This is a genomic window from Citrobacter sp. TBCS-15 (assembly GCF_005280815.1).
In the GTDB taxonomy this organism is placed as follows: Bacteria; Pseudomonadota; Gammaproteobacteria; order Enterobacterales; family Enterobacteriaceae; genus Citrobacter; species Citrobacter werkmanii.
The window spans coordinates 737,935-757,833 of record NZ_SZWK01000102.1 but is presented as its reverse complement, the minus strand read 5'-3'; the positions used below and the strand labels follow the sequence as shown (position 1 = coordinate 757,833).

General features: G+C 52.8%; 19 protein-coding genes. 15 read left to right on the top strand and 4 right to left on the bottom strand.

What is annotated here, in order from left to right; genetic code table 11:
* Positions 1–530 precede the first annotated feature (530 nt).
* On the top strand, positions 531–1,484 hold the full coding sequence (rluC, locus tag FDW96_RS10470; RefSeq protein ID WP_169742015.1) for a 23S rRNA pseudouridine(955/2504/2580) synthase RluC: 954 nt from the start codon (positions 531–533) through the stop codon (positions 1,482–1,484).
* 83 nt (positions 1,485–1,567) lie between these two features.
* Here rluC and FDW96_RS10465 read toward each other — a convergent pair whose 3' ends face one another.
* On the bottom strand, positions 1,568–2,152 hold the full coding sequence (locus tag FDW96_RS10465) for a nucleoside triphosphate pyrophosphatase (protein ID WP_042309189.1): 585 nt from the start codon (positions 2,150–2,152) through the stop codon (positions 1,568–1,570).
* Positions 2,153–2,349: 197 nt separating this feature from the next.
* Here FDW96_RS10465 and yceD point away from each other — a divergent pair, with 197 nt between their 5' ends.
* From yceD to ptsG, 14 genes are all read left to right on the top strand, one after another.
* Positions 2,350–2,871, top strand: coding sequence for a 23S rRNA accumulation protein YceD (gene yceD / locus FDW96_RS10460; protein ID WP_003036239.1), 522 nt, complete (start codon positions 2,350–2,352; stop codon positions 2,869–2,871).
* A gap of 16 nt (positions 2,872–2,887) precedes the next feature.
* Entirely contained in the window at positions 2,888–3,061 is a 174-nt protein-coding gene (gene rpmF, locus FDW96_RS10455; protein WP_003036242.1) for a 50S ribosomal protein L32, read from the top strand.
* Positions 3,062–3,183: 122 nt separating this feature from the next.
* Positions 3,184–4,263 carry a phosphate acyltransferase PlsX gene (plsX, locus tag FDW96_RS10450; protein ID WP_072014758.1) on the top strand — a complete coding sequence of 360 codons (1,080 nt, stop codon included), beginning with the start codon at positions 3,184–3,186 and terminating at the stop codon, positions 4,261–4,263.
* Positions 4,264–4,340: 77 nt separating this feature from the next.
* Positions 4,341–5,294: a beta-ketoacyl-ACP synthase III gene (locus FDW96_RS10445; protein ID WP_006685075.1), complete on the top strand. Its 954-nt coding sequence runs from the start codon at positions 4,341–4,343 to the stop codon at positions 5,292–5,294.
* Between the two features lie 15 nt (positions 5,295–5,309).
* Positions 5,310–6,239 (top strand): ACP S-malonyltransferase, encoded by a 930-nt coding sequence (gene fabD, locus FDW96_RS10440; RefSeq protein ID WP_042309182.1) that lies wholly within the window; start codon positions 5,310–5,312, stop codon positions 6,237–6,239.
* Positions 6,240–6,251: 12 nt separating this feature from the next.
* Entirely contained in the window at positions 6,252–6,986 is a 735-nt protein-coding gene (gene fabG / locus FDW96_RS10435) for a 3-oxoacyl-ACP reductase FabG (RefSeq protein ID WP_042309180.1), read from the top strand.
* Between the two features lie 155 nt (positions 6,987–7,141).
* Complete coding sequence (gene acpP, locus FDW96_RS10430) at positions 7,142–7,378, top strand: acyl carrier protein (protein WP_000103754.1); 237 nt, start codon at positions 7,142–7,144, stop codon at positions 7,376–7,378.
* Positions 7,379–7,463: 85 nt separating this feature from the next.
* The gene (gene fabF / locus FDW96_RS10425) at positions 7,464–8,705 is read left to right on the top strand and encodes a beta-ketoacyl-ACP synthase II (RefSeq protein ID WP_003036260.1); all 1,242 of its coding nucleotides are present in this window, start codon (positions 7,464–7,466) and stop codon (positions 8,703–8,705) included.
* Between the two features lie 137 nt (positions 8,706–8,842).
* A complete protein-coding gene (gene pabC / locus FDW96_RS10420; RefSeq protein WP_137365650.1) occupies positions 8,843–9,652 on the top strand; it encodes an aminodeoxychorismate lyase in 810 nt (269 codons plus the stop codon).
* 2 nt (positions 9,653–9,654) lie between these two features.
* On the top strand, positions 9,655–10,677 hold the full coding sequence (gene yceG, locus FDW96_RS10415) for a cell division protein YceG (RefSeq protein WP_137365649.1): 1,023 nt from the start codon (positions 9,655–9,657) through the stop codon (positions 10,675–10,677).
* Entirely contained in the window at positions 10,667–11,308 is a 642-nt protein-coding gene (tmk, locus tag FDW96_RS10410) for a dTMP kinase (RefSeq protein WP_137365648.1), read from the top strand. The genes yceG and tmk overlap by 11 nt, the downstream gene beginning before the upstream one ends.
* The gene (gene holB / locus FDW96_RS10405; protein ID WP_061381763.1) at positions 11,305–12,309 is read left to right on the top strand and encodes a DNA polymerase III subunit delta'; all 1,005 of its coding nucleotides are present in this window, start codon (positions 11,305–11,307) and stop codon (positions 12,307–12,309) included. Before tmk ends, holB begins: the two co-directional genes overlap by 4 nt.
* 10 nt (positions 12,310–12,319) lie before the next feature.
* Positions 12,320–13,117: a metal-dependent hydrolase gene (locus FDW96_RS10400; RefSeq protein ID WP_061381762.1), complete on the top strand. Its 798-nt coding sequence runs from the start codon at positions 12,320–12,322 to the stop codon at positions 13,115–13,117.
* A gap of 416 nt (positions 13,118–13,533) precedes the next feature.
* Entirely contained in the window at positions 13,534–14,967 is a 1,434-nt protein-coding gene (gene ptsG / locus FDW96_RS10395) for a PTS glucose transporter subunit IIBC (protein ID WP_003036277.1), read from the top strand.
* 55 nt (positions 14,968–15,022) lie between these two features.
* Here ptsG and FDW96_RS10390 read toward each other — a convergent pair whose 3' ends face one another.
* From FDW96_RS10390 to shiA, 3 genes are all read right to left on the bottom strand, one after another.
* Complete coding sequence (locus tag FDW96_RS10390) at positions 15,023–16,801, bottom strand: aminopeptidase P family protein (RefSeq protein WP_137365647.1); 1,779 nt, start codon at positions 16,799–16,801, stop codon at positions 15,023–15,025.
* Between the two features lie 15 nt (positions 16,802–16,816).
* Entirely contained in the window at positions 16,817–18,271 is a 1,455-nt protein-coding gene (locus FDW96_RS10385; RefSeq protein ID WP_042309167.1) for an AMP nucleosidase, read from the bottom strand.
* Between the two features lie 119 nt (positions 18,272–18,390).
* Positions 18,391–19,707 carry a shikimate transporter gene (gene shiA, locus FDW96_RS10380; RefSeq protein ID WP_042309164.1) on the bottom strand — a complete coding sequence of 439 codons (1,317 nt, stop codon included), beginning with the start codon at positions 19,705–19,707 and terminating at the stop codon, positions 18,391–18,393.
* Positions 19,708–19,899: the final 192 nt, after the last annotated feature.

Below are 19,899 nucleotides of genomic sequence, written 5' to 3'. Positions count from 1 at the left end.
AGAGTAATGCCTTTCCGGGTGTGAACCGATGGCCTCGTGTCTATTCGCGTCGCCAACCTCACGGTTATCGTCAGCTCAAAGAGGCGCAGAGTGTCGGTTGCCTGTATTTCATACGGAAACACAGCGCAATTATCAGGGGAACAGTCTGGGTGTTACTCTCCAGAAAAGCTTCCTTATTACCGGTAAGGACTGCAACCCGCAGCCCGCTAACTGCCTGAAAGATCAATACGTCTTACGCCATTGCTGCGTTGATGATCGGTCGGGCAAAATTGGGTCATTCCGGAAAAGGTCTTGTTTTAACAAGATTCAACACGGAAACAACCTCATTATTCCACTGCTAACCTTGTTATAGCAAGATGACTTTTGCCATTTATCACCCGGTTACTCACAGTTTTTTCACTTCCGCGTAGTGATTGGTTTAATAACCACCAAATCGGCTATGTCAAACTTAAGTAATAGGGTATAGCAGTTAATATAAGCATAGAAAAATGTGTGGCGCGAATCTTGATGGCTATTTAAAATCGGCCCCCATGAAAACAGAGACTCCAGCCGTAAAAACAGTTGCCATTACTGCCGACGAAGCAGGGCAACGCATCGACAACTTTTTGCGTACTCAACTCAAGGGTGTGCCGAAAAGTATGATTTATCGCATTTTGCGTAAAGGCGAAGTGCGGGTGAATAAAAAGCGCATTAAACCCGAGTACAAACTCGAAGATGGGGACATCGTGCGTATTCCACCTGTGCGTGTCGCCGAACGTGAAGAAGAGGCTATTTCCCCAAATCTGCAGAAGGTTGCGGCGCTGACTGATGTCATTTTGTATGAAGATGACCATATTCTGGTGCTTAACAAACCTTCAGGAACGGCCGTACATGGCGGAAGCGGATTAAGCTTTGGTGTTATTGAAGGCTTACGCGCGTTACGTCCGGAAGCGCGTTTCCTCGAACTGGTGCATCGCCTGGACCGGGATACCTCCGGTGTGCTGCTGGTTGCTAAAAAACGCTCAGCTTTACGTTCGTTGCATGAGCAGCTGCGTGAAAAAGGGATGCAGAAAGACTATCTGGCGCTGGTGAGAGGCCAGTGGCAGTCGCATGTCAAAACCGTGCAGGCGCCGCTGTTGAAGAATATTCTGCAAAGCGGCGAGCGTATCGTGCGGGTGAATCAGGAAGGCAAGCCGTCGGAAACACGCTTTAAGGTAGAGGAGCGCTATGCGTTTGCCACGCTCGTGCGCTGTAGTCCGGTGACAGGGCGTACGCACCAGATTCGTGTGCATACCCAATATGCCGGGCATCCGATAGCCTTTGACGATCGCTATGGCGACCGCGAGTTCGATAAGCAACTCGCGGATACCGGACTGAACAGGCTGTTCCTTCACGCCGCGGCGTTAAAATTCACCCATCCGGGGACGGGCGAAGTGATGCGTGTTGAAGCGCCGCTGGATAAGCAGTTGAAGCGCTGCCTTGAGGTGTTACGCAGCAAAGCCTGATGCGCGTTGCTTATCAGGCCTACAAATCGCGTTATGTGCTGTAGGCCTGACAAGACGCATCGCGTCGCCATCAGGCAGATTAACTAGGCGTTCAGCGGGTTCATCTCTTCCCGGCGCAGCATTTGACACAATGCGATCAGCGGCAGGCCGATCAGCGTATTTGGGTCGCGGCCCTCAAGACGCTCAAAGAGAGCAATACCTAACCCCTCACTTTTAAAACTACCGGCACAATGTAGCGGGCGTTCTTTGCGCAGGTAATCATCAATTTCCGCTTCGCTTAAATGCCGAAAATGAACATCGAACGGCTCGACCTCAGTTTGTAAATGTCCGGTAGCTGAATTATAAAGCGCCAGTCCGGTGTAAAAAGTCACAATATTGCCACGGGCTTTGAGTAATTGTTGGCGCGCATTTTCTTCTGTTAATGGTTTGCCGGTTATTTCACCATCAAGAACACAAATTTGATCGGAGCCAATAATCAGATGCGCTGGATAACGGTGAGCGAGAGATTGCGCTTTTTGTTGCGCCAGTCGCGAGACTAAATGGCGTGGCGCTTCGCCGGGTAACGGCGTTTCATCCACCTCGGGAGCCGCGCATTCGAACGGAATTGCCAGTTTTTCAAGTAAAGCGCGACGCCAGGGAGAGGTCGAGGCAAGTATAAGTTGAGGCATATTTTTCCCCTCGCATATAGCGTATTGATGAGAGCCATTTTAAACTATGGACTTCGTCCTACAAGCTGGCTGTATTGGCTTGTCTTGAGCGATTTTAAGTCGATGACCCGCAATGTGTGCGAATTATTGGCAAAAGGCAACCTCAGGCTGCCTTTTTCTTTGACTATATGACGTTACAAAGTTAATATGCGCGCCCTATGCAAAAGGTAAAATTACCCCTGACTCTTGATCCGGTTCGTACGGCTCAAAAACGCCTCGATTATGAAGGTATCTATACTTCTGATCTGGTTGAGCGCGTCGCCGATTCTGTAGTCAGTGTGGACAGTGATGTGGAATGCTCCATGTCGTTCGCTATCGATAACCAGCGCCTTGCCGTTATAACCGGCGATGCAAAAGTGTCGGTTACGCTCGAATGTCAGCGTTGCGGGAAACCGTTCCCACTTCATGTTCACACAACATATTGTTTTAGTCCTGTCCGTTCTGACGAGCAGGCTGAAGCACTCCCGGAAGCGTATGAGCCGATTGAGGTTAACGAGTTCGGTGAAATCGATCTGCTTGCAATGGTTGAAGATGAGATTATCCTCTCCTTGCCGGTAGTTCCGGTGCATGATTCTGAACACTGTGAAGTGTCCGAGGCGGACATGGTCTTTGGTGAATTGCCTGATGAAGCGCAAAAACCAAACCCATTTGCCGTATTAGCCAGCTTAAAGCGTAAGTAATTGAGGAGTAAGGTCCATGGCCGTACAACAGAATAAACCAACCCGTTCCAAACGTGGCATGCGTCGTTCTCATGACGCTCTGACCGCAGTCACCAGCCTGTCTGTAGACAAAACTTCTGGTGAACAACACCTGCGTCACCACATCACTGCCGACGGTTTCTACCGTGGCCGTAAGGTAATCGCTAAGTAATCACGCATGACTCAATGGATTTCCCGCTTCGGTGAGAAAGACAGAGAGCGCAAGCGTGATGAAGCTTAGTGAGGCTTTCCCCGGGTAACTGGGGAAACACCTAACCGGGCAGCGACGATACCTTGACACGTCTAACCCTGGCGTTAGATGTCATGGGGGGAGATTTTGGCCCTACCGTGACAGTGCCTGCAGCATTGCAGGCACTGAATTCTAATTCGCAACTCACACTTCTTTTAGTCGGGGATCCCGATACAATCACGCCATTACTTGCCAAAGCTGACTTCGAACAACGTTCACGTCTGCAGATTATCCCTGCTCAGTCAGTTATTGCCAGTGATGCCCGGCCCTCGCAAGCTATTCGCGCCAGTCGTGGAAGCTCAATGCGTGTTGCCCTGGAGCTCGTGAAAGAAGGTCGAGCGCAAGCCTGTGTGAGCGCCGGTAATACGGGCGCGCTAATGGGACTTGCGAAGTTATTGCTCAAACCTCTTGAAGGTATTGAGCGTCCTGCGCTGGTGACGGTTTTACCGCATCAACAAAAGGGCAAAACGGTGGTGCTGGATTTAGGCGCTAACGTGGATTGTGATAGCACGATGTTGGTGCAATTTGCCGTCATGGGCTCGGTCCTGGCAGAAGAAGTCGTTGGGATTGCTAATCCTCGCGTTGCGTTGCTCAACATCGGCGAAGAAGAAACTAAAGGTCTCGACAGTATTCGGGATGCTTCTGCAGTGCTAAAAACAATCCCTTCCATTAACTATATAGGCTATCTTGAAGCCAATGAGTTACTGACTGGCAAAACCGATGTGCTGGTCTGTGACGGCTTTACCGGCAATGTCACATTAAAGACGATGGAAGGTGTTGTCAGAATGTTCCTTTCACTGCTGAAATCTCAGGGTGAGAGCAAAAAACGGTCGTGGTGGCTGCTTTTATTAAAACGTTGGTTACAAAAAAGCCTGACAAGGCGATTTAGTCACCTCAACCCCGACCAGTATAATGGCGCCTGTCTGTTAGGATTGCGCGGCACGGTGATTAAGAGTCATGGTGCGGCTAATCAGCGAGCATTTGAGGTCGCGATTGAACAGGCAGTGCAGGCGGTGCAGCGACAAGTTCCTCAGCGAATTGCCGCTCGCCTGGAATCTGTATACCCAGCTGGATTCGAACTGCTGGACGATGGCGAAAGCGCAAACTCACGGGCGCACAGATAACAGTGCGTTTGTGAATGCTGCCAGCGTACCGGCGTTTTGCTCGTGGCGGTATATAACCAAAAAGTGACTGAGCGTACATGTATACGAAGATTATTGGTACCGGCAGCTATCTGCCTGAACAAGTGCGTACTAACGCCGATTTGGAAAAAATGGTCGAGACGTCTGATGAGTGGATCGTCACTCGTACAGGTATCCGTGAACGCCACATTGCAGCGCCAAATGAAACAGTTGCGACGATGGGCTTTGCCGCCGCAAACCGTGCACTGGAAATGGCGGGCATCGACAAAGAAGAAATTGGTCTGATTGTGGTTGCCACCACATCATCCACACACGCATTTCCAAGCGCGGCATGCCAGATCCAAAGTATGCTGGGGATCAAAGGCTGTCCGGCGTTTGACGTTGCGGCCGCTTGCGCGGGTTTTACCTATGCCCTGAGTGTTGCTGACCAGTACGTTAAGTCTGGCGCAGTGAAGCATGCGCTGGTCGTGGGGTCTGATGTTCTGGCTCGTACCTGTGATCCAACCGATCGTGGAACGATCATTATCTTTGGTGACGGCGCGGGCGCGGTGGTACTGAGCGCATCCGAAGAGCCGGGTATTCTCTCCACGCATCTGCACGCTGATGGTCGCTACGGTGAGTTGTTGACGCTGCCTAACGCCGATCGCGTAAATCCGGATAACCCGATTCATCTGACGATGGCGGGTAACGAAGTATTTAAAGTCGCGGTGACCGAGCTTGCCCACATCGTTGATGAAACGCTTGAAGCCAATAATCTCGACCGTTCTGCGCTGGACTGGCTGGTGCCGCATCAGGCAAACCTGCGCATTATCAGCGCGACAGCGAAAAAGCTGGGCATGTCGATGGATAATGTCGTCGTTACACTGGACAGACATGGCAATACGTCCGCGGCTTCCGTACCGTGCGCACTGGACGAAGCCGTCCGCGACGGGCGTATCAAAGCCGGGCAGTTGATATTGCTTGAAGCCTTCGGGGGTGGATTCACCTGGGGCTCCGCGCTGGTTCGTTTCTAGTATAAGGATTTTAACATGACGCAATTTGCATTTGTGTTTCCGGGGCAGGGTTCCCAGACCGTTGGGATGTTGTCTGAAATGGCAGCAAGCTACCCAATTGTTGAAGAAACTTTTGCTGAAGCATCAGCTGCGCTGGGCTATGATCTGTGGGCGCTGACTCAGCAAGGTCCGGCAGAAGAACTGAATAAAACCTGGCAGACGCAGCCAGCGCTATTGGCTGCGTCTGTCGCGCTGTATCGCGTATGGCAGCAGCAGGGGGGTAAAACACCTGCGCTGATGGCAGGTCACAGCCTGGGCGAATACTCTGCGCTGGTATGTGCGGGCGTAATGGGTTTTGCCGATGCCGTCCGTCTGGTTGAACTGCGCGGCAAATTCATGCAGGAAGCCGTACCGGAAGGTACTGGCGGCATGTCTGCGATTATTGGTCTGGACGATGCCTCTATCGCTAAAGCGTGTGAAGAGTCTGCCGAAGGGCAGGTCGTTTCTCCGGTTAACTTCAACTCGCCGGGCCAGGTAGTTATCGCCGGGCATAAAGAAGCCGTAGAACGTGCAGGGGCTGCCTGTAAAGCCGCTGGCGCCAAGCGTGCGCTGCCGTTGCCGGTCAGCGTGCCTTCTCACTGCGCGCTGATGAAGCCTGCCGCTGAGAAACTGGCCGTTGAATTGCAAAAAATCACTTTCAACGCGCCGACTGTTCCAGTTGTGAACAACGTCGACGTGAAGTGTGAAACTACCGCAGACGCGATTCGCGATGCGCTGGTGCGTCAACTGTACAGCCCGGTTCAGTGGACCAAAACCGTTGAATTTATGGCATCGCAGGGCGTAGAGCACCTGTATGAAGTGGGGCCAGGTAAAGTTCTCACCGGTTTGACGAAACGTATTGTTGACACCCTGACCGCTTCGGCACTGAATGAGCCGACAGCGCTGTCTGCGGCGCTAGAGCAATAAAAGAGGAAGCCCATGAATTTTGAAGGAAAAATCGCGCTGGTAACCGGTGCAAGCCGTGGAATTGGCCGCGCAATTGCTGAGACACTCGTTGCCCGTGGCGCGAAAGTTATCGGTACTGCAACCAGTGAAAACGGCGCGCAGGCCATTAGCGATTACTTAGGTGCAAATGGTAAAGGTCTGATGTTGAATGTGACCGATCCGGCATCTATCGAATCTGTTCTGGAAAATATTCGCGCAGAATTTGGTGAAGTCGATATTCTGGTCAATAATGCCGGGATTACTCGTGATAACCTGTTAATGCGCATGAAAGATGACGAGTGGAACGATATCATCGAAACCAACCTGTCATCTGTTTTCCGTCTGTCAAAAGCGGTAATGCGAGCTATGATGAAAAAGCGTCATGGGCGTATTATCACTATCGGTTCTGTGGTTGGTACCATGGGAAATGCGGGTCAGGCTAACTACGCTGCGGCGAAAGCAGGTCTGATCGGCTTCAGTAAATCACTGGCGCGCGAAGTTGCGTCCCGTGGTATTACTGTAAACGTTGTTGCTCCGGGCTTTATTGAAACGGACATGACGCGTGCGCTGTCTGACGATCAGCGTGCGGGTATCCTGGCGCAGGTTCCTGCGGGTCGCCTTGGTGGCGCTCAGGAAATCGCCAGTGCGGTTGCATTTTTAGCTTCTGACGAAGCAAGTTACATCACAGGTGAGACTTTGCACGTCAACGGCGGGATGTACATGGTTTAACCACGATTGAAAAATATTTGCGTTATTAGTGGGAATGGCCTCAAAATAACGTAAAATCGTGGTAAGACCTGCCGGGATTTAGTTGCAAATTTTTCAACATTTTATACACTACGAAAACCATCGCGAAAGCGAGTTTTGATAGGAAATTTAAGAGTATGAGCACTATCGAAGAACGCGTTAAGAAAATTATCGGCGAACAGCTGGGCGTTAAGCAGGAAGAAGTTACCAACAATGCTTCCTTCGTTGAAGACCTGGGCGCAGATTCTCTTGACACCGTTGAGCTGGTAATGGCTCTGGAAGAAGAGTTTGATACTGAGATTCCGGACGAAGAAGCTGAGAAAATCACTACCGTTCAGGCTGCCATTGATTACATCAACGGCCACCAGGCGTAAGTGAACATCTCCAGGCGGTCATTCGACCGCCTGAGTTTTATCTTTTTATCCCACTTGAATTATTTTCCCTCCCTGGAGGACAACCGTGTCTAAGCGTCGTGTAGTTGTGACCGGACTGGGCATGTTGTCTCCTGTCGGCAATACCGTAGAGTCTACCTGGAAAGCTCTCCTTGCCGGTCAGAGTGGCATCAGCCTGATCGACCATTTCGATACTAGCGCCTATGCAACGAAATTTGCTGGCTTAGTAAAGGATTTTAACTGTGAAGACATTATCTCGCGCAAAGAACAGCGCAAGATGGATGCTTTCATTCAATATGGAATTGTCGCTGGCGTTCAGGCCATGCAGGATTCTGGCCTCGAAATTACGGAAGAGAACGCCCACCGTATTGGCGCCGCTATTGGCTCCGGTATTGGCGGCCTCGGTCTGATCGAAGAAAACCATACCTCTTTGGTAAACGGTGGACCACGTAAGATCAGCCCGTTCTTCGTTCCGTCGACGATTGTTAACATGGTGGCAGGTCACCTGACCATCATGTACGGCCTGCAAGGGCCAAGCATCTCCATCGCGACCGCCTGTACTTCAGGCGTACATAACATCGGTCATGCCGCACGTATCATTGCATACGGTGATGCAGACGCGATGGTTGCGGGTGGTGCTGAAAAAGCCAGTACGCCGCTGGGCGTGGGTGGCTTTGGCGCGGCACGTGCGCTGTCTACGCGTAATGATAACCCGCAAGCGGCAAGCCGCCCATGGGATAAAGAGCGTGATGGCTTTGTGCTGGGCGACGGCGCAGGCATGGTGGTACTGGAAGAGTACGAGCATGCGAAAGCGCGCGGCGCAAAAATCTATGCTGAAGTTGTTGGCTTTGGTATGAGCAGCGATGCTTACCACATGACGTCACCACCGGAAAACGGTGCAGGCGCTGCGCTGGCAATGGTCAATGCACTGCGTGATGCGGCTATCGAAGCGGGTCAGATCGGCTATGTCAACGCGCATGGTACGTCTACTCCTGCAGGCGATAAAGCTGAAACCCAGGCAGTGAAATCTGTCTTTGGCGATGCAGCGAGCCGTGTGATGGTAAGCTCAACCAAATCCATGACCGGGCACCTGTTAGGCGCTGCGGGCGCGGTAGAGTCTATTTTCTCTATCCTGGCGCTGCGCGATCAGGCTATTCCGCCAACCATCAACCTGGATAACCCGGATGAAGGTTGTGACCTGGACTTCGTTCCTCACGAAGCGCGTCAGGTGAGTGGTTTGGAATATGCTCTGTGTAACTCCTTCGGCTTCGGTGGTACCAACGGTTCTTTGATCTTTAAAAAGATTTAAGTCCCGTCAGGTGATGCGTTAGCATCGAAATAAAACTGAAAAGGTCCGCTTGTCGGGCCTTTTTTTTATTCGGTTTTTCGCCCTTGTCCTGTGTTACTCATCCTGCCAAACTAGCGGACCAGATATAAGGAGCCTCCATGTTCTTAATTAATGGCCGCGAGCAAAATCTGCTGGCCGCAAGCGATCGAGCGACTCAATTTGGTGATGGTTGTTTTACTACCGCGCGAATTATCGACGGTGAAATTTGCCTCTTTGCAGCGCATCTTGCGCGTTTACAAGACGCTTGCCAAAAGTTGCTGATCTCTTTCGAACAATGGTCAGAGCTGCAAGATGAAATGAAAATGCTGGCGCAAGGACATGCGCGTGGCGTATTGAAAGTCATTATTAGCCGCGGTAGCGGCGGTCGGGGTTACAGCGGCGCAAATTGTCACAACGCCACCCGTATTCTCTCTGTTTCAGCCTGGCCCGAACATTACGATCGTTGGCGCCATGAAGGGATTACGCTGGCGTTGAGTCCAGTGCGTCTGGGCCGTAATCCGCTGCTTGCCGGACTTAAGCATCTGAATCGCCTGGAGCAGGTATTGATTCGCTCTCATCTTGAGCAGACGGATGCCGATGAAGCGCTGGTTCTTGACAGCGAGGGATGGGTTACGGAATGCTGTGCGGCTAATTTGTTCTGGCGTAAAGGTAATGTGGTTTACACTCCCCGGTTGGATCAGGCCGGAGTGAACGGCATTATGCGACAATTCTGTATCCGTATGCTGGCACAATCACCGTTCAGTCTTGTCGAAGTGTATGCCGGGTTGGAGGAGATTATGCAAGCCGATGAAATCGTCGTCTGTAATGCATTAATGCCGGTTATTCCCGTGCGGAGCTGTGGCGGCACGTTGTTGTCTTCACGTTTGTTATTCGATTTTTTAGCCCCACTTTGTGAGCACCCGAATTAGTCATGAAAAAACTGTTACTCGTTGTCCTGTTATTGCTGGTTGTGCTGGGCATTGCCGCGGGAGTGGGAATGTGGAAAGTTCGCCATCTGGCGGACAGTAAGTTATTGATTAAAGAAGAGACCATTTTTACGCTGAAAGCGGGTACAGGCCGTCTGGCTCTCGGTGAACAGCTGTATGTGGATAAGGTTATCAATCGTCCGCGCGTGTTCCAGTGGCTGCTGCGTGTGGAGCCTGAGCTGTCGCATTTTAAGGCGGGTACCTATCGCCTGACGCCCGACATGACGGTGCGAGAGATGCTGCTACTGCTGGAAAGCGGTAAAGAGGCGCAGTTCCCGTTACGTCTGGTGGAAGGGATGCGCCTGAGTGATTACCTCAAACAACTGCGCGATGCGCTCTATATCAAACATACGCTGAGTGACGATAACTACGAGACTGTCGCTCAGGCGCTGAAGCTGGAAAACCCGCAGTGGGTGGAAGGCTGGTTCTGGCCCGATACCTGGATGTATACCGCCAATACGACCGACGTAGCACTGCTAAAACGTGCGCATCAAAAGATGGTTAAAGCGGTGGATACTGTCTGGGAAGGGCGCGCTGATGGTCTGCCTTATCAGGATAAAAATCAGCTAGTGACAATGGCCTCGATTATTGAAAAAGAAACTGCGGTCGCCAGCGAGCGCGACCAGGTGGCCTCGGTCTTTATTAACCGCTTACGTATTGGCATGCGTTTACAAACCGATCCGACGGTGATTTACGGCATGGGGACACGGTATAATGGCAAATTGTCGCGTGTGGATTTAGAAACGCCAACCGCCTATAACACCTACACCATCACCGGGCTGCCGCCAGGCCCGATTGCCATGCCGGGAGAGGCCTCGTTGCAGGCTGCCGCACATCCGGCAAAAACGCCGTATCTCTATTTCGTGGCAGATGGTAAAGGCGGCCACACATTTAACACCAATCTTGTCAGCCATAACCGGTCAGTACAGGATTACCTGAAAGTGCTTAAGGAAAAAAATGGGCAGTAACTATATCGTCATCGAGGGCCTGGAAGGCGCCGGAAAAACCACTGCGCGTAATGTGGTGGTAGATACACTTGAGCAACTCGGTATTCGTGACATGGTTTTTACCCGCGAGCCTGGTGGAACGCAGCTCGCTGAGAAACTAAGAAGTCTGGTGCTGGACATTAAGTCGGTGGGTGACGAGGTCATTACCGACAAAGCCGAAGTCCTGATGTTTTACGCCGCGCGCGTACAGTTGGTCGAAACTGTTATTAAACCTGCTCTGGCGAGAGGAGCATGGGTCATTGGCGATCGTCACGACCTGTCGACCCAGGCGTATCAGGGCGGTGGCCGCGGCATTGATCAAAATATGCTGGCAACGCTGCGTGATGCGGTACTCGGAAATTTTCGTCCGGACCTGACGCTCTATCTGGATGTCACTCCAGAAGTCGGATTGAAGCGTGCGCGTGCGCGCGGCGAACTGGACCGTATTGAACAGGAATCTTTCGATTTCTTTAATCGCACCCGAGCGCGCTATCTTGAGCTGGCTGCCAAAGACGCCAGCATTCGTACTATCGACGCTACGCAGCCGCTGGAGGCTGTGATGGCTGATATCCGCAATACCGTTACCCAGTGGGTGAAGGAGCAGGGCGCATGAAATGGTACCCATGGTTACGACCTGATTTTGAAAAACTGGTAGCGAGCTACCAGGCCGGTCGTGGTCACCATGCGTTACTGATTCAGGCGTTACCCGGCATGGGCGACGATGCGCTGATTTACGCGCTCAGTCGCTATTTAATGTGTCAGCAGCCGGAAGGACATAAAAGCTGCGGACACTGCCGCGGCTGTCAGCTGATGCAGGCGGGAACGCATCCGGACTACTATTCGCTGCTGCCGGAAAAAGGTAAAAGCACGCTCGGGGTTGATGCGGTACGCGAAGTCAGTGAGAAACTGTACGAGCATTCACGCCTGGGCGGGGCGAAAGTGGTGTGGATCCCGGATGCCGCCCAGTTAACCGACGCCGCCGCTAATGCGTTGCTGAAAACGCTGGAAGAGCCTCCGGCGCAGACCTGGTTCTTCCTCGCCAGTCGAGAGCCTGCGCGTTTATTGGCCACGCTACGTAGCCGCTGTCGGTTACATCACCTTGCACCACCGGCAGAGTCGTACGCTATCTCCTGGCTTAGTCGTGAAGTGACGTTGTCACCGGAAGCATTGTTGAGCGCATTACGTCTGAGTGCGGGATCGCCGGGTGCGGCATTAACGTTACTGCAGGACGCAAGCTGGACGCACCGCACAGATTTCCTCGCTGCGCTGGCGAACACCCTGCATTCAGGCGACTGGTATATCCTGTTAACGGCGCTTAACCACGATCAGGCTGCCGCTCGTTTACACTGGCTGGCAACGCTGCTGACGGATGCTCTAAAGCGTCCCTATGGGGTTTCCCATTTAACCAATCCTGATGCTCAGGATCTCATCTCTTCTATCGCAGAGCGGTTATCCGTCGCCCAGATACAGGCGATACTCGGTGATGTTTGTCATTGCCGTCAGCAGTTGCTGAACGTGACGGGTTTAAACCGTGAACTGGTGTTAACCGATCTTATCCTTCGTATTGAGCATTACCTGCAACCGGGCACCGTACTGCCTGTTCCTCATCTTTGAGAGAGACATTATGTTTTTAGTCGACTCACACTGCCATCTTGATGGCCTGGATTATCAATCTCTGCATAAGGACGTGGATGACGTGTTGGCGAAAGCAGCCGCACGCGATGTGAAATTTTGTCTTGCCGTCGCGACAACCCTGCCGGGATACCGCAGTATGCGTGAACTGGTTGGCCAACGTGACAACGTGGTTTTCTCCTGCGGTGTGCATCCGTTAAATCAGGATGAAACTTATGATGTTGAAGACCTGCGTCGTTTTGCCGCCGAAGACGGTGTGGTAGCGATGGGAGAAACCGGGCTGGATTATTTTTACACGCCGGAAACGAAGGTGCGCCAGCAGGAATCTTTCATCCACCATATTCAGATTGGCCGCGAGTTACAGAAACCGGTTATCGTTCATACTCGTGATGCCCGAGCCGATACATTATCAATTCTGCGCCAAGAAAAGGTGACGGATTGTGGCGGCGTACTACACTGTTTTACAGAGGACAGAGAAACGGCGGGCAAATTGCTGGATCTCGGCTTTTATATCTCGTTTTCCGGCATCGTCACGTTCCGTAATGCTGACCAACTGCGTGATGCTGCCCGTTATGTTCCTCTGGATCGTTTGTTAGTTGAGACGGATTCCCCGTACCTTGCGCCGGTACCGCATCGCGGAAAAGAGAACCAACCCGCCATGACGCGTGATGTCGCAGAGTACATGGCCGTAGTGAAAGGTGTTGCCGTGGAAGAACTGGCGCAGGCAACCACTGATAACTTTGCCCGCCTGTTTCACATCGATGCTTCTCGCCTGCAATCAGTCCGCTAACTGACTTTTTTTAAAGCTCGTAATTAATAACTAAAGCGAGTAAAGTTCACCGCCACAAAATGGGCGGTGAATAACCAGTTAGACACATTCAGAAACTCATTTTATCGTAATGTGCGAATTTTGCGGCCATTCACAACTGAATTGTGATAGCCGTCAAACAAAAACAGGCTGAATTATTTTACTCTGTGTAATAAATAAAGAGCACTTAGATGCTCTGTCCACGGCGAGGCTCTCCCCCCTTGCCAATGCGTGAGAACGTAGAATACACAAAATCATTCAAGCTGCATCAAGGCGGCAAGTGAGTGAATGACAGGAGCTTACTCGAGTAAGTGACTGGAGTGAACGAGCACAGCCAACGTTGAGGCGGTTTGAAGGATGAAGTGTATAAGCACAAATACTCAGGAGCACTCCTAATTATGTTTAAGAATGCATTTGCTAACCTGCAAAAGGTCGGTAAATCGCTGATGCTGCCGGTATCCGTACTCCCGATTGCAGGTATCCTGCTGGGTGTCGGTTCCGCTAACTTCAGCTGGCTGCCAGCCGTTGTATCGCACGTAATGGCAGAAGCAGGCGGTTCTGTTTTTGCGAACATGCCGCTGATCTTTGCCATCGGTGTTGCGTTAGGCTTCACCAACAATGACGGCGTATCTGCACTGGCGTCCGTTGTTGCCTACGGCATCATGGTTAAAACCATGGCTGTTGTTGCGCCGCTGGTTCTGCATTTACCTGCTGAAGAGATCGCCGCTAAACACCTTGCTGATACGGGTGTTCTCGGGGGGATTATCTCCGGTGCGATTGCAGCGTATATGTTCAACCGTTTCTACCGTATCAAATTGCCTGAGTATCTCGGCTTCTTTGCGGGTAAGCGCTTCGTTCCTATTATTTCTGGTCTGGCTGCCATCTTCACAGGCGTGGTTCTGTCCTTCATTTGGCCGCCGATCGGTACTGCTATTCAGACGTTCTCCCAGTGGGCTGCATACCAGAACCCGGTAGTGGCGTTCGGTATCTATGGCTTCATTGAACGCTGCCTGGTGCCGTTTGGTCTGCACCATATCTGGAACGTTCCTTTCCAGATGCAGATCGGTGAGTACACCAACGCTGCGGGCCAGGTGTTCCACGGCGATATCCCTCGCTATATGGCGGGTGACCCGACTGCGGGCAAACTGTCCGGTGGCTTCCTGTTCAAAATGTACGGTTTGCCGGCTGCCGCTATCGCTATCTGGCATTCTGCTAAACCAGAAAACCGCGCGAAAGTGGGCGGCATCATGATCTCCGCGGCGCTGACCTCGTTCCTGACCGGTATTACCGAGCCGATCGAGTTCTCCTTCATGTTCGTGGCGCCGATCCTGTACATCATCCACGCGATTCTGGCTGGTCTGGCATTCCCGATCTGTATCCTGCTGGGTATGCGTGACGGAACATCGTTCTCTCACGGTCTGATCGACTTTATCGTTCTGTCCGGTAACAGCAGCAAACTGTGGCTGTTCCCGATTGTCGGTATCGGTTATGCGATTGTTTACTACACCATCTTCCGTGTGTTGATCAAAGCGCTGGACCTGAAAACGCCTGGTCGTGAAGATGCTACCGAAGACAGCAAAGCGGGTGCGTCCGGCGAAATGGCTCCGGCTCTGGTTGCTGCATTCGGTGGTAAAGAAAACATCACTAACCTCGATGCGTGCATCACTCGTCTGCGTGTTAGCGTGGCTGACGTTGCCAAAGTGGATCAGGCTGGCCTGAAGAAACTGGGTGCGGCGGGCGTCGTGGTTGCTGGTTCCGGTGTTCAGGCGATCTTCGGTACTAAGTCCGATAACCTGAAAACTGAAATGGATGAATACATCCGTAACAGCTAAGCAGTAAGAAGTTGGGGAGAACTAAGGCAGCCTGCGGGCTGCCTTTTTTAATGCCTTAATTGGCCTGAACGCGAATGGGCGCAGTGGCGGCGAACAGCCACGGACGGGCTTCTGCGTTTACGCGTGGGGACAATGTCTCTCTGACCTGCTGGTGGTAATCATCAATCCACTGTTTCTCAGCATCGCTCAGCAGATGTAGTTCCACCAGGTTCAAATCAATCGGCACCAGCGTCAGCGTTGAGAAGCGGCAGAAGCCCGGACGGCTGTTGATAATCTCCACCTGATTCTCAATGCGGATCCCATATTGCCCGGCCAGATAATAACCCGGTTCGATGGTGATGATATTGCCCGCCACCAGAGGCCAGGGGTTAACTTTTTTGGCAATGCGATGAGGTTGTTCATGGATAAGCAACTGATGGCCTACGCCGTGCCCGGTTCCATGATCAAAATCCAGTCCCAAATCCCACAACGCCCGCCGACTAAAGGCATCCAGTTGATGGCCCTGAGTACCGCTGGGGAACTGCAGTGAAATAAGTGACAAGAAGCCTTTCAACACGGCGGTGTAGTGCAAGCGTCGCTGCGGATCCTGTGGGCCAAATGCGAGGGTACGCGTCGTATCCGTCGTACCATTATGATACTGACCACCGGAATCATTCAGGTACATGGCCTGCGAGGTAATTGGCGTATTGGTTTTTTCGCTGGAGTGGTAATGACACATCGCCGCATTGCTGGCAGAGGCTGAAATCGTGCTGAAGCTCTGCTCGATAAATCCCGGCTGCTGTTGGCGAAACTCCAGCTGTTTAGCCTGTGCTTCCAGTTCGGTGATCGGATTGCCTGCCGCTTCGCCTAAAGGGACCTCATGCGCCAGCCATGCGAGGAAGTTAACCCAGGCTGCGCCATCCTGTTCATGGCATTCCCGATAGCCTGCCAGTTCAACGTCATTTTTGTGCGCTTTCATTAACGTGATGGGATCGGGGGCCCACAGGACGTTGCCGCCATGTTCTTCTATGGCAAAACGCAATGCCACCGGAGCGTAGTCTTTATCGACCAGAAAGCGCTTCCCATTTGCCAACTGCTGGCAGCGAGCCAGGAAGTTCTCTTGCGGGGCCAGCGTAAGCGTATCCAACAGCGATGCGGGGAGCTGCTGTGTTTTGTTGCTATCCACAAACCATTCCAGTTCGCCGCTGCGATGGAGCAGGGCAAATGAGAACGGCACTGGAACCATAGCAAGATCCGAACCGCGGACATTGAGCAGCCAGGCGATGTTGTCCGGCAGCGTAATCGCTAGCACGTCGGCCTGATGTTGAACGAGCAGCTCTACCACCCGCGCACGTTTCTGCGCGCTGCTCTCACCGCTGATGTCGAGGGGCATTTCGCGAATGATGCCGCAGGGCGCAGCCGGACGATCGAGCCATATCTGGTCGAAAGGATCTTGCTCCAGAGGCACCAGTTCGCAATGCGTCGCCGACAGCGCTTCAAACTGGCTGTTGACCATCAACAGCGGCTCAAAGCCAATACGCGCGCCCGCTGCAACGTGACACTGCAAATAGTCGGCCAACGGCTCATCGTGTAAGTGGTGAATTTCAAAATCATCCAGCGAGACTTCATTGCGCACCTGGACCTGATAGCGCCCATCGACAAACATTAATGCGCGATCGCGCAGGACCAATGCGAGTCCCGCAGAGCCGCTAAACCCAGTCAGCCAGGCCAGCTTATTATCATGCGGCGTACAATCTTCACTTTGGTGAGCGTCGGCGCGCGGGACAATCATACCGTCCAGTCCCTGCGCTATCAGCAGGTTACGCAGGGCGGAAAGAGGAGTTGAGTTGTGCATAGTTACCTTCAGGCCTTAACGGAACGGCGGTTCGTTGAATGTGCGTAATTTACGGGAGTGCAGTCGGTCGCCTTCGGCACGAAGACGATCGATAGCCCGGATACCTATTTGCAGATGCTCGGAAATGGCGCCTTCATAAAAACGGTTGGCCTGACCAGGCAGTTTGATCTCGCCGTGCAAGGGTTTGTCGGAAACGCAAAGCAATGTGCCGTAGGGAACGCGGAAGCGGTAGCCCTGGGCGGCGATGGTGGCGCTTTCCATATCGATAGCTACCGCGCGGCTGAGGTTAAAGCGCAGCGCAGAGGCGGAGTAACGTAATTCCCAGTTGCGATCGTCGGTGGTGACAACGGTACCGGTACGCAGGCGCTGTTTGACCTCTTCGCCGGGCATGCCGCTGACCTCTTTGGTCGCGTCATACAGCGCGCGTTGCACTTCAGCGATGCTTGGAATCGGGATGTCCGGTGGGAGAACGGCATCCAGTACGTGGTCATCACGCAAATAAGCGTGGGCCAGAACATAATCGCCAATTGCCTGACTTTCACGCAGGCCGCCACAGTGCCCAATCATCAGCCAGACATCAGGGCGCAATACGGCGAGATGATCGCAAATAGTTTTGGCGTTAGACGGGCCGACGCCGATGTTTACCAGCGTGATCCCCTGACCATCAGCGGTAATTAAATGCCAGGCGGGCATCTGGTGCTTCTTCCAGGCGAGGTCAGAGATGGCTTCTTCTGGCGCTTCGGTTTCGGCGGTGATCCAGATCCCGCCCGCGCATGACAGCGCGATGTACGGGCTGTCCGGGTCGAGGATCTGGCTGCAGCCCCAGCGTACGAACTCATCGACATAGCGGGTGTAGTTGGTGAACAGCACAAAGGGCTGGAAATGTTCAACCGGCGTGCCCGTGTAATGACGTAGTCGCGCCAGCGAAAAATCCACGCGTCGGGCATCGAAGTGAGACAGCGGAGAAAATTCCGCCGGATGAAAAATCCCGTCCGCCGTTTCGTCACCAATCTGCGACAATTCAGTGGTGGGGAAATGACGCGTTAATCCGGCGCTCATCGAGCGATCCAGCGTCAGTTCTGAACCGTCAATCACATAGGGATAGGGGATTTCATGCTGCGATGGCTCAACAGAGATATGCGCATCATAATCCTGATACAGCAGCGTAAGCTGTTCTTCAAGATAAGGACGAAAGAGCGACGGACGGGTAATGGTGGTGGTATAGCAACCCGCATGGGTAAAACGGCCATAGGCGCGGGTTTTCGGAGGATTGGTGGCGCTGCCATCCCAGGTGACACGAAGTGATGGGTAAACAAAAAGACCGTTATGGCGGGCGATTACGTCAGGGAGCGTCCCTGTTTCAATATACTTACCAATGGCGCTACGCAGTGATTTAACCGACTGTTCGTACAGCGCGTCCAGTTTATCCAGTGCCTGAGCCGGGGTCAGGCTGGCGCCCTTATTGTTCATGTCTGTCTCCTTGTTCCACAGATATACCGCTCTTCCGATAGTATGTCACAGGAATGTGAAACAAAAGTCAGACGATAAGGAAGATTGTGCGAAGACCGGACGACCCTCGCACCGGGGGTTTAACCGTGCTGCTTATCTCGCATTAACAGCGCGGTAGTGGCGGAGATAAGACAACCCGCCATCAGATAAATAGCTACGCTGTGCCAGTCTCCACCTGAGAATGTCACCAGTGCCGCCGCAATAAAGGGGGTAAAACCGCCGCCAACCACGCTGGCCACCTGATAACCAACGCCTGCGCCGCTGTAGCGATAACTTGCGCCAAACAGACCGGTAAACATAGGCTGCTGTACGCACACCACCATATCGTGCGCGATGTTGGCTAACATAATCGCGAAGAACACGATCCAGAAAATAGACTGTGCTTCCAGTGCCATAAAGAACGGGAAGGCGCTCAGCGTACCGACCAGTGCCCCGGTAATGTAGACGCGACGACGACCAAAGCGGTCGGCAAGCCACGCAAAACAGGGGATGGTCAGACAGCTCAGCCCGCCGACCAGCAATCCGATATTCAGAAACAGCTCGCGCGGCAGGCCCAGGTTTTGCGTCGAGTAGTTAAGAGCAAATGCGGTGACGATATACATCGTCAGCAGTTCACACAGGCGCAGGGCGATAATTTTTAAGAACGCGCCCGGATGGCGGATTAAAGCCTCGATGACCGGAAGCCGCTTTTTCTCCGGTTGCGGCGCCTGTTGCTGCTGTTCGAACTCGGCCGATTCATCCATTCTGTTACGCATCCACAACGCGCCTAATACCAGCACAATGCTGAACAAGAACGGAATACGCCAGCCCCAACTGAGGAACTGCTCATCGGTGGTTTGAGAGCTAATCAGCGAGACCAGGCCGGTAGAAAGCAGCAGACCGACGCCGTACCCGACCTGTACACCGCTGCTATAAAAGGCTTTTTTATTTTTCGGCGCACTTTCGACGGAGAGCAACGCGGCTCCGCCCCATTCACCACCCACGGCGAAGCCCTGAATAGCGCGCAGCGTCACCAGTAGAACAGGGGCCCACCAGCCAATGGTGTCAAAGGAAGGAATAATGCCAATCAGCGCCGTGGCGATCCCCATCATCCAGACGGTGAGCATCAGCATACGTTTACGCCCAAGACGATCGCCGAAGTGGCCGAAGATGACCCCGCCTAGCGGGCGGAACAGAAATCCGACGCCAAAGGTAGCGAAGGCGGCAAGTGTGCCCATCGCCGGACTGACCTGTGGAAAGAACTCGCGGTTAAAGACTAACGCAGCGGTGATGCCATAGAGCAGAAAATCATACCAGTCGACCACGGCGCCCGCGAAGCTACCAAGCGCAGCGCGTCGGGCACGGTTGAGCGAAGAGGTGTCCTGTTGGGAACCCGTGGAGGTGAGGGTGGAATCCATAGTTATCCTGTCTGTACTGTATTCTAGTTATTAGTATTTGAGTTGGGTTACACACATTGCAGCCGATAGATTACCGGCCGTTATGAGATTACCGCGACAGGCATGAAGAGGAAACGATTATATCCCTCGCAGAGGGCAACATGAATAATTAGACGAATGAGAAAATTGAAAAGCAAAAAGCCTGCTCGAAAG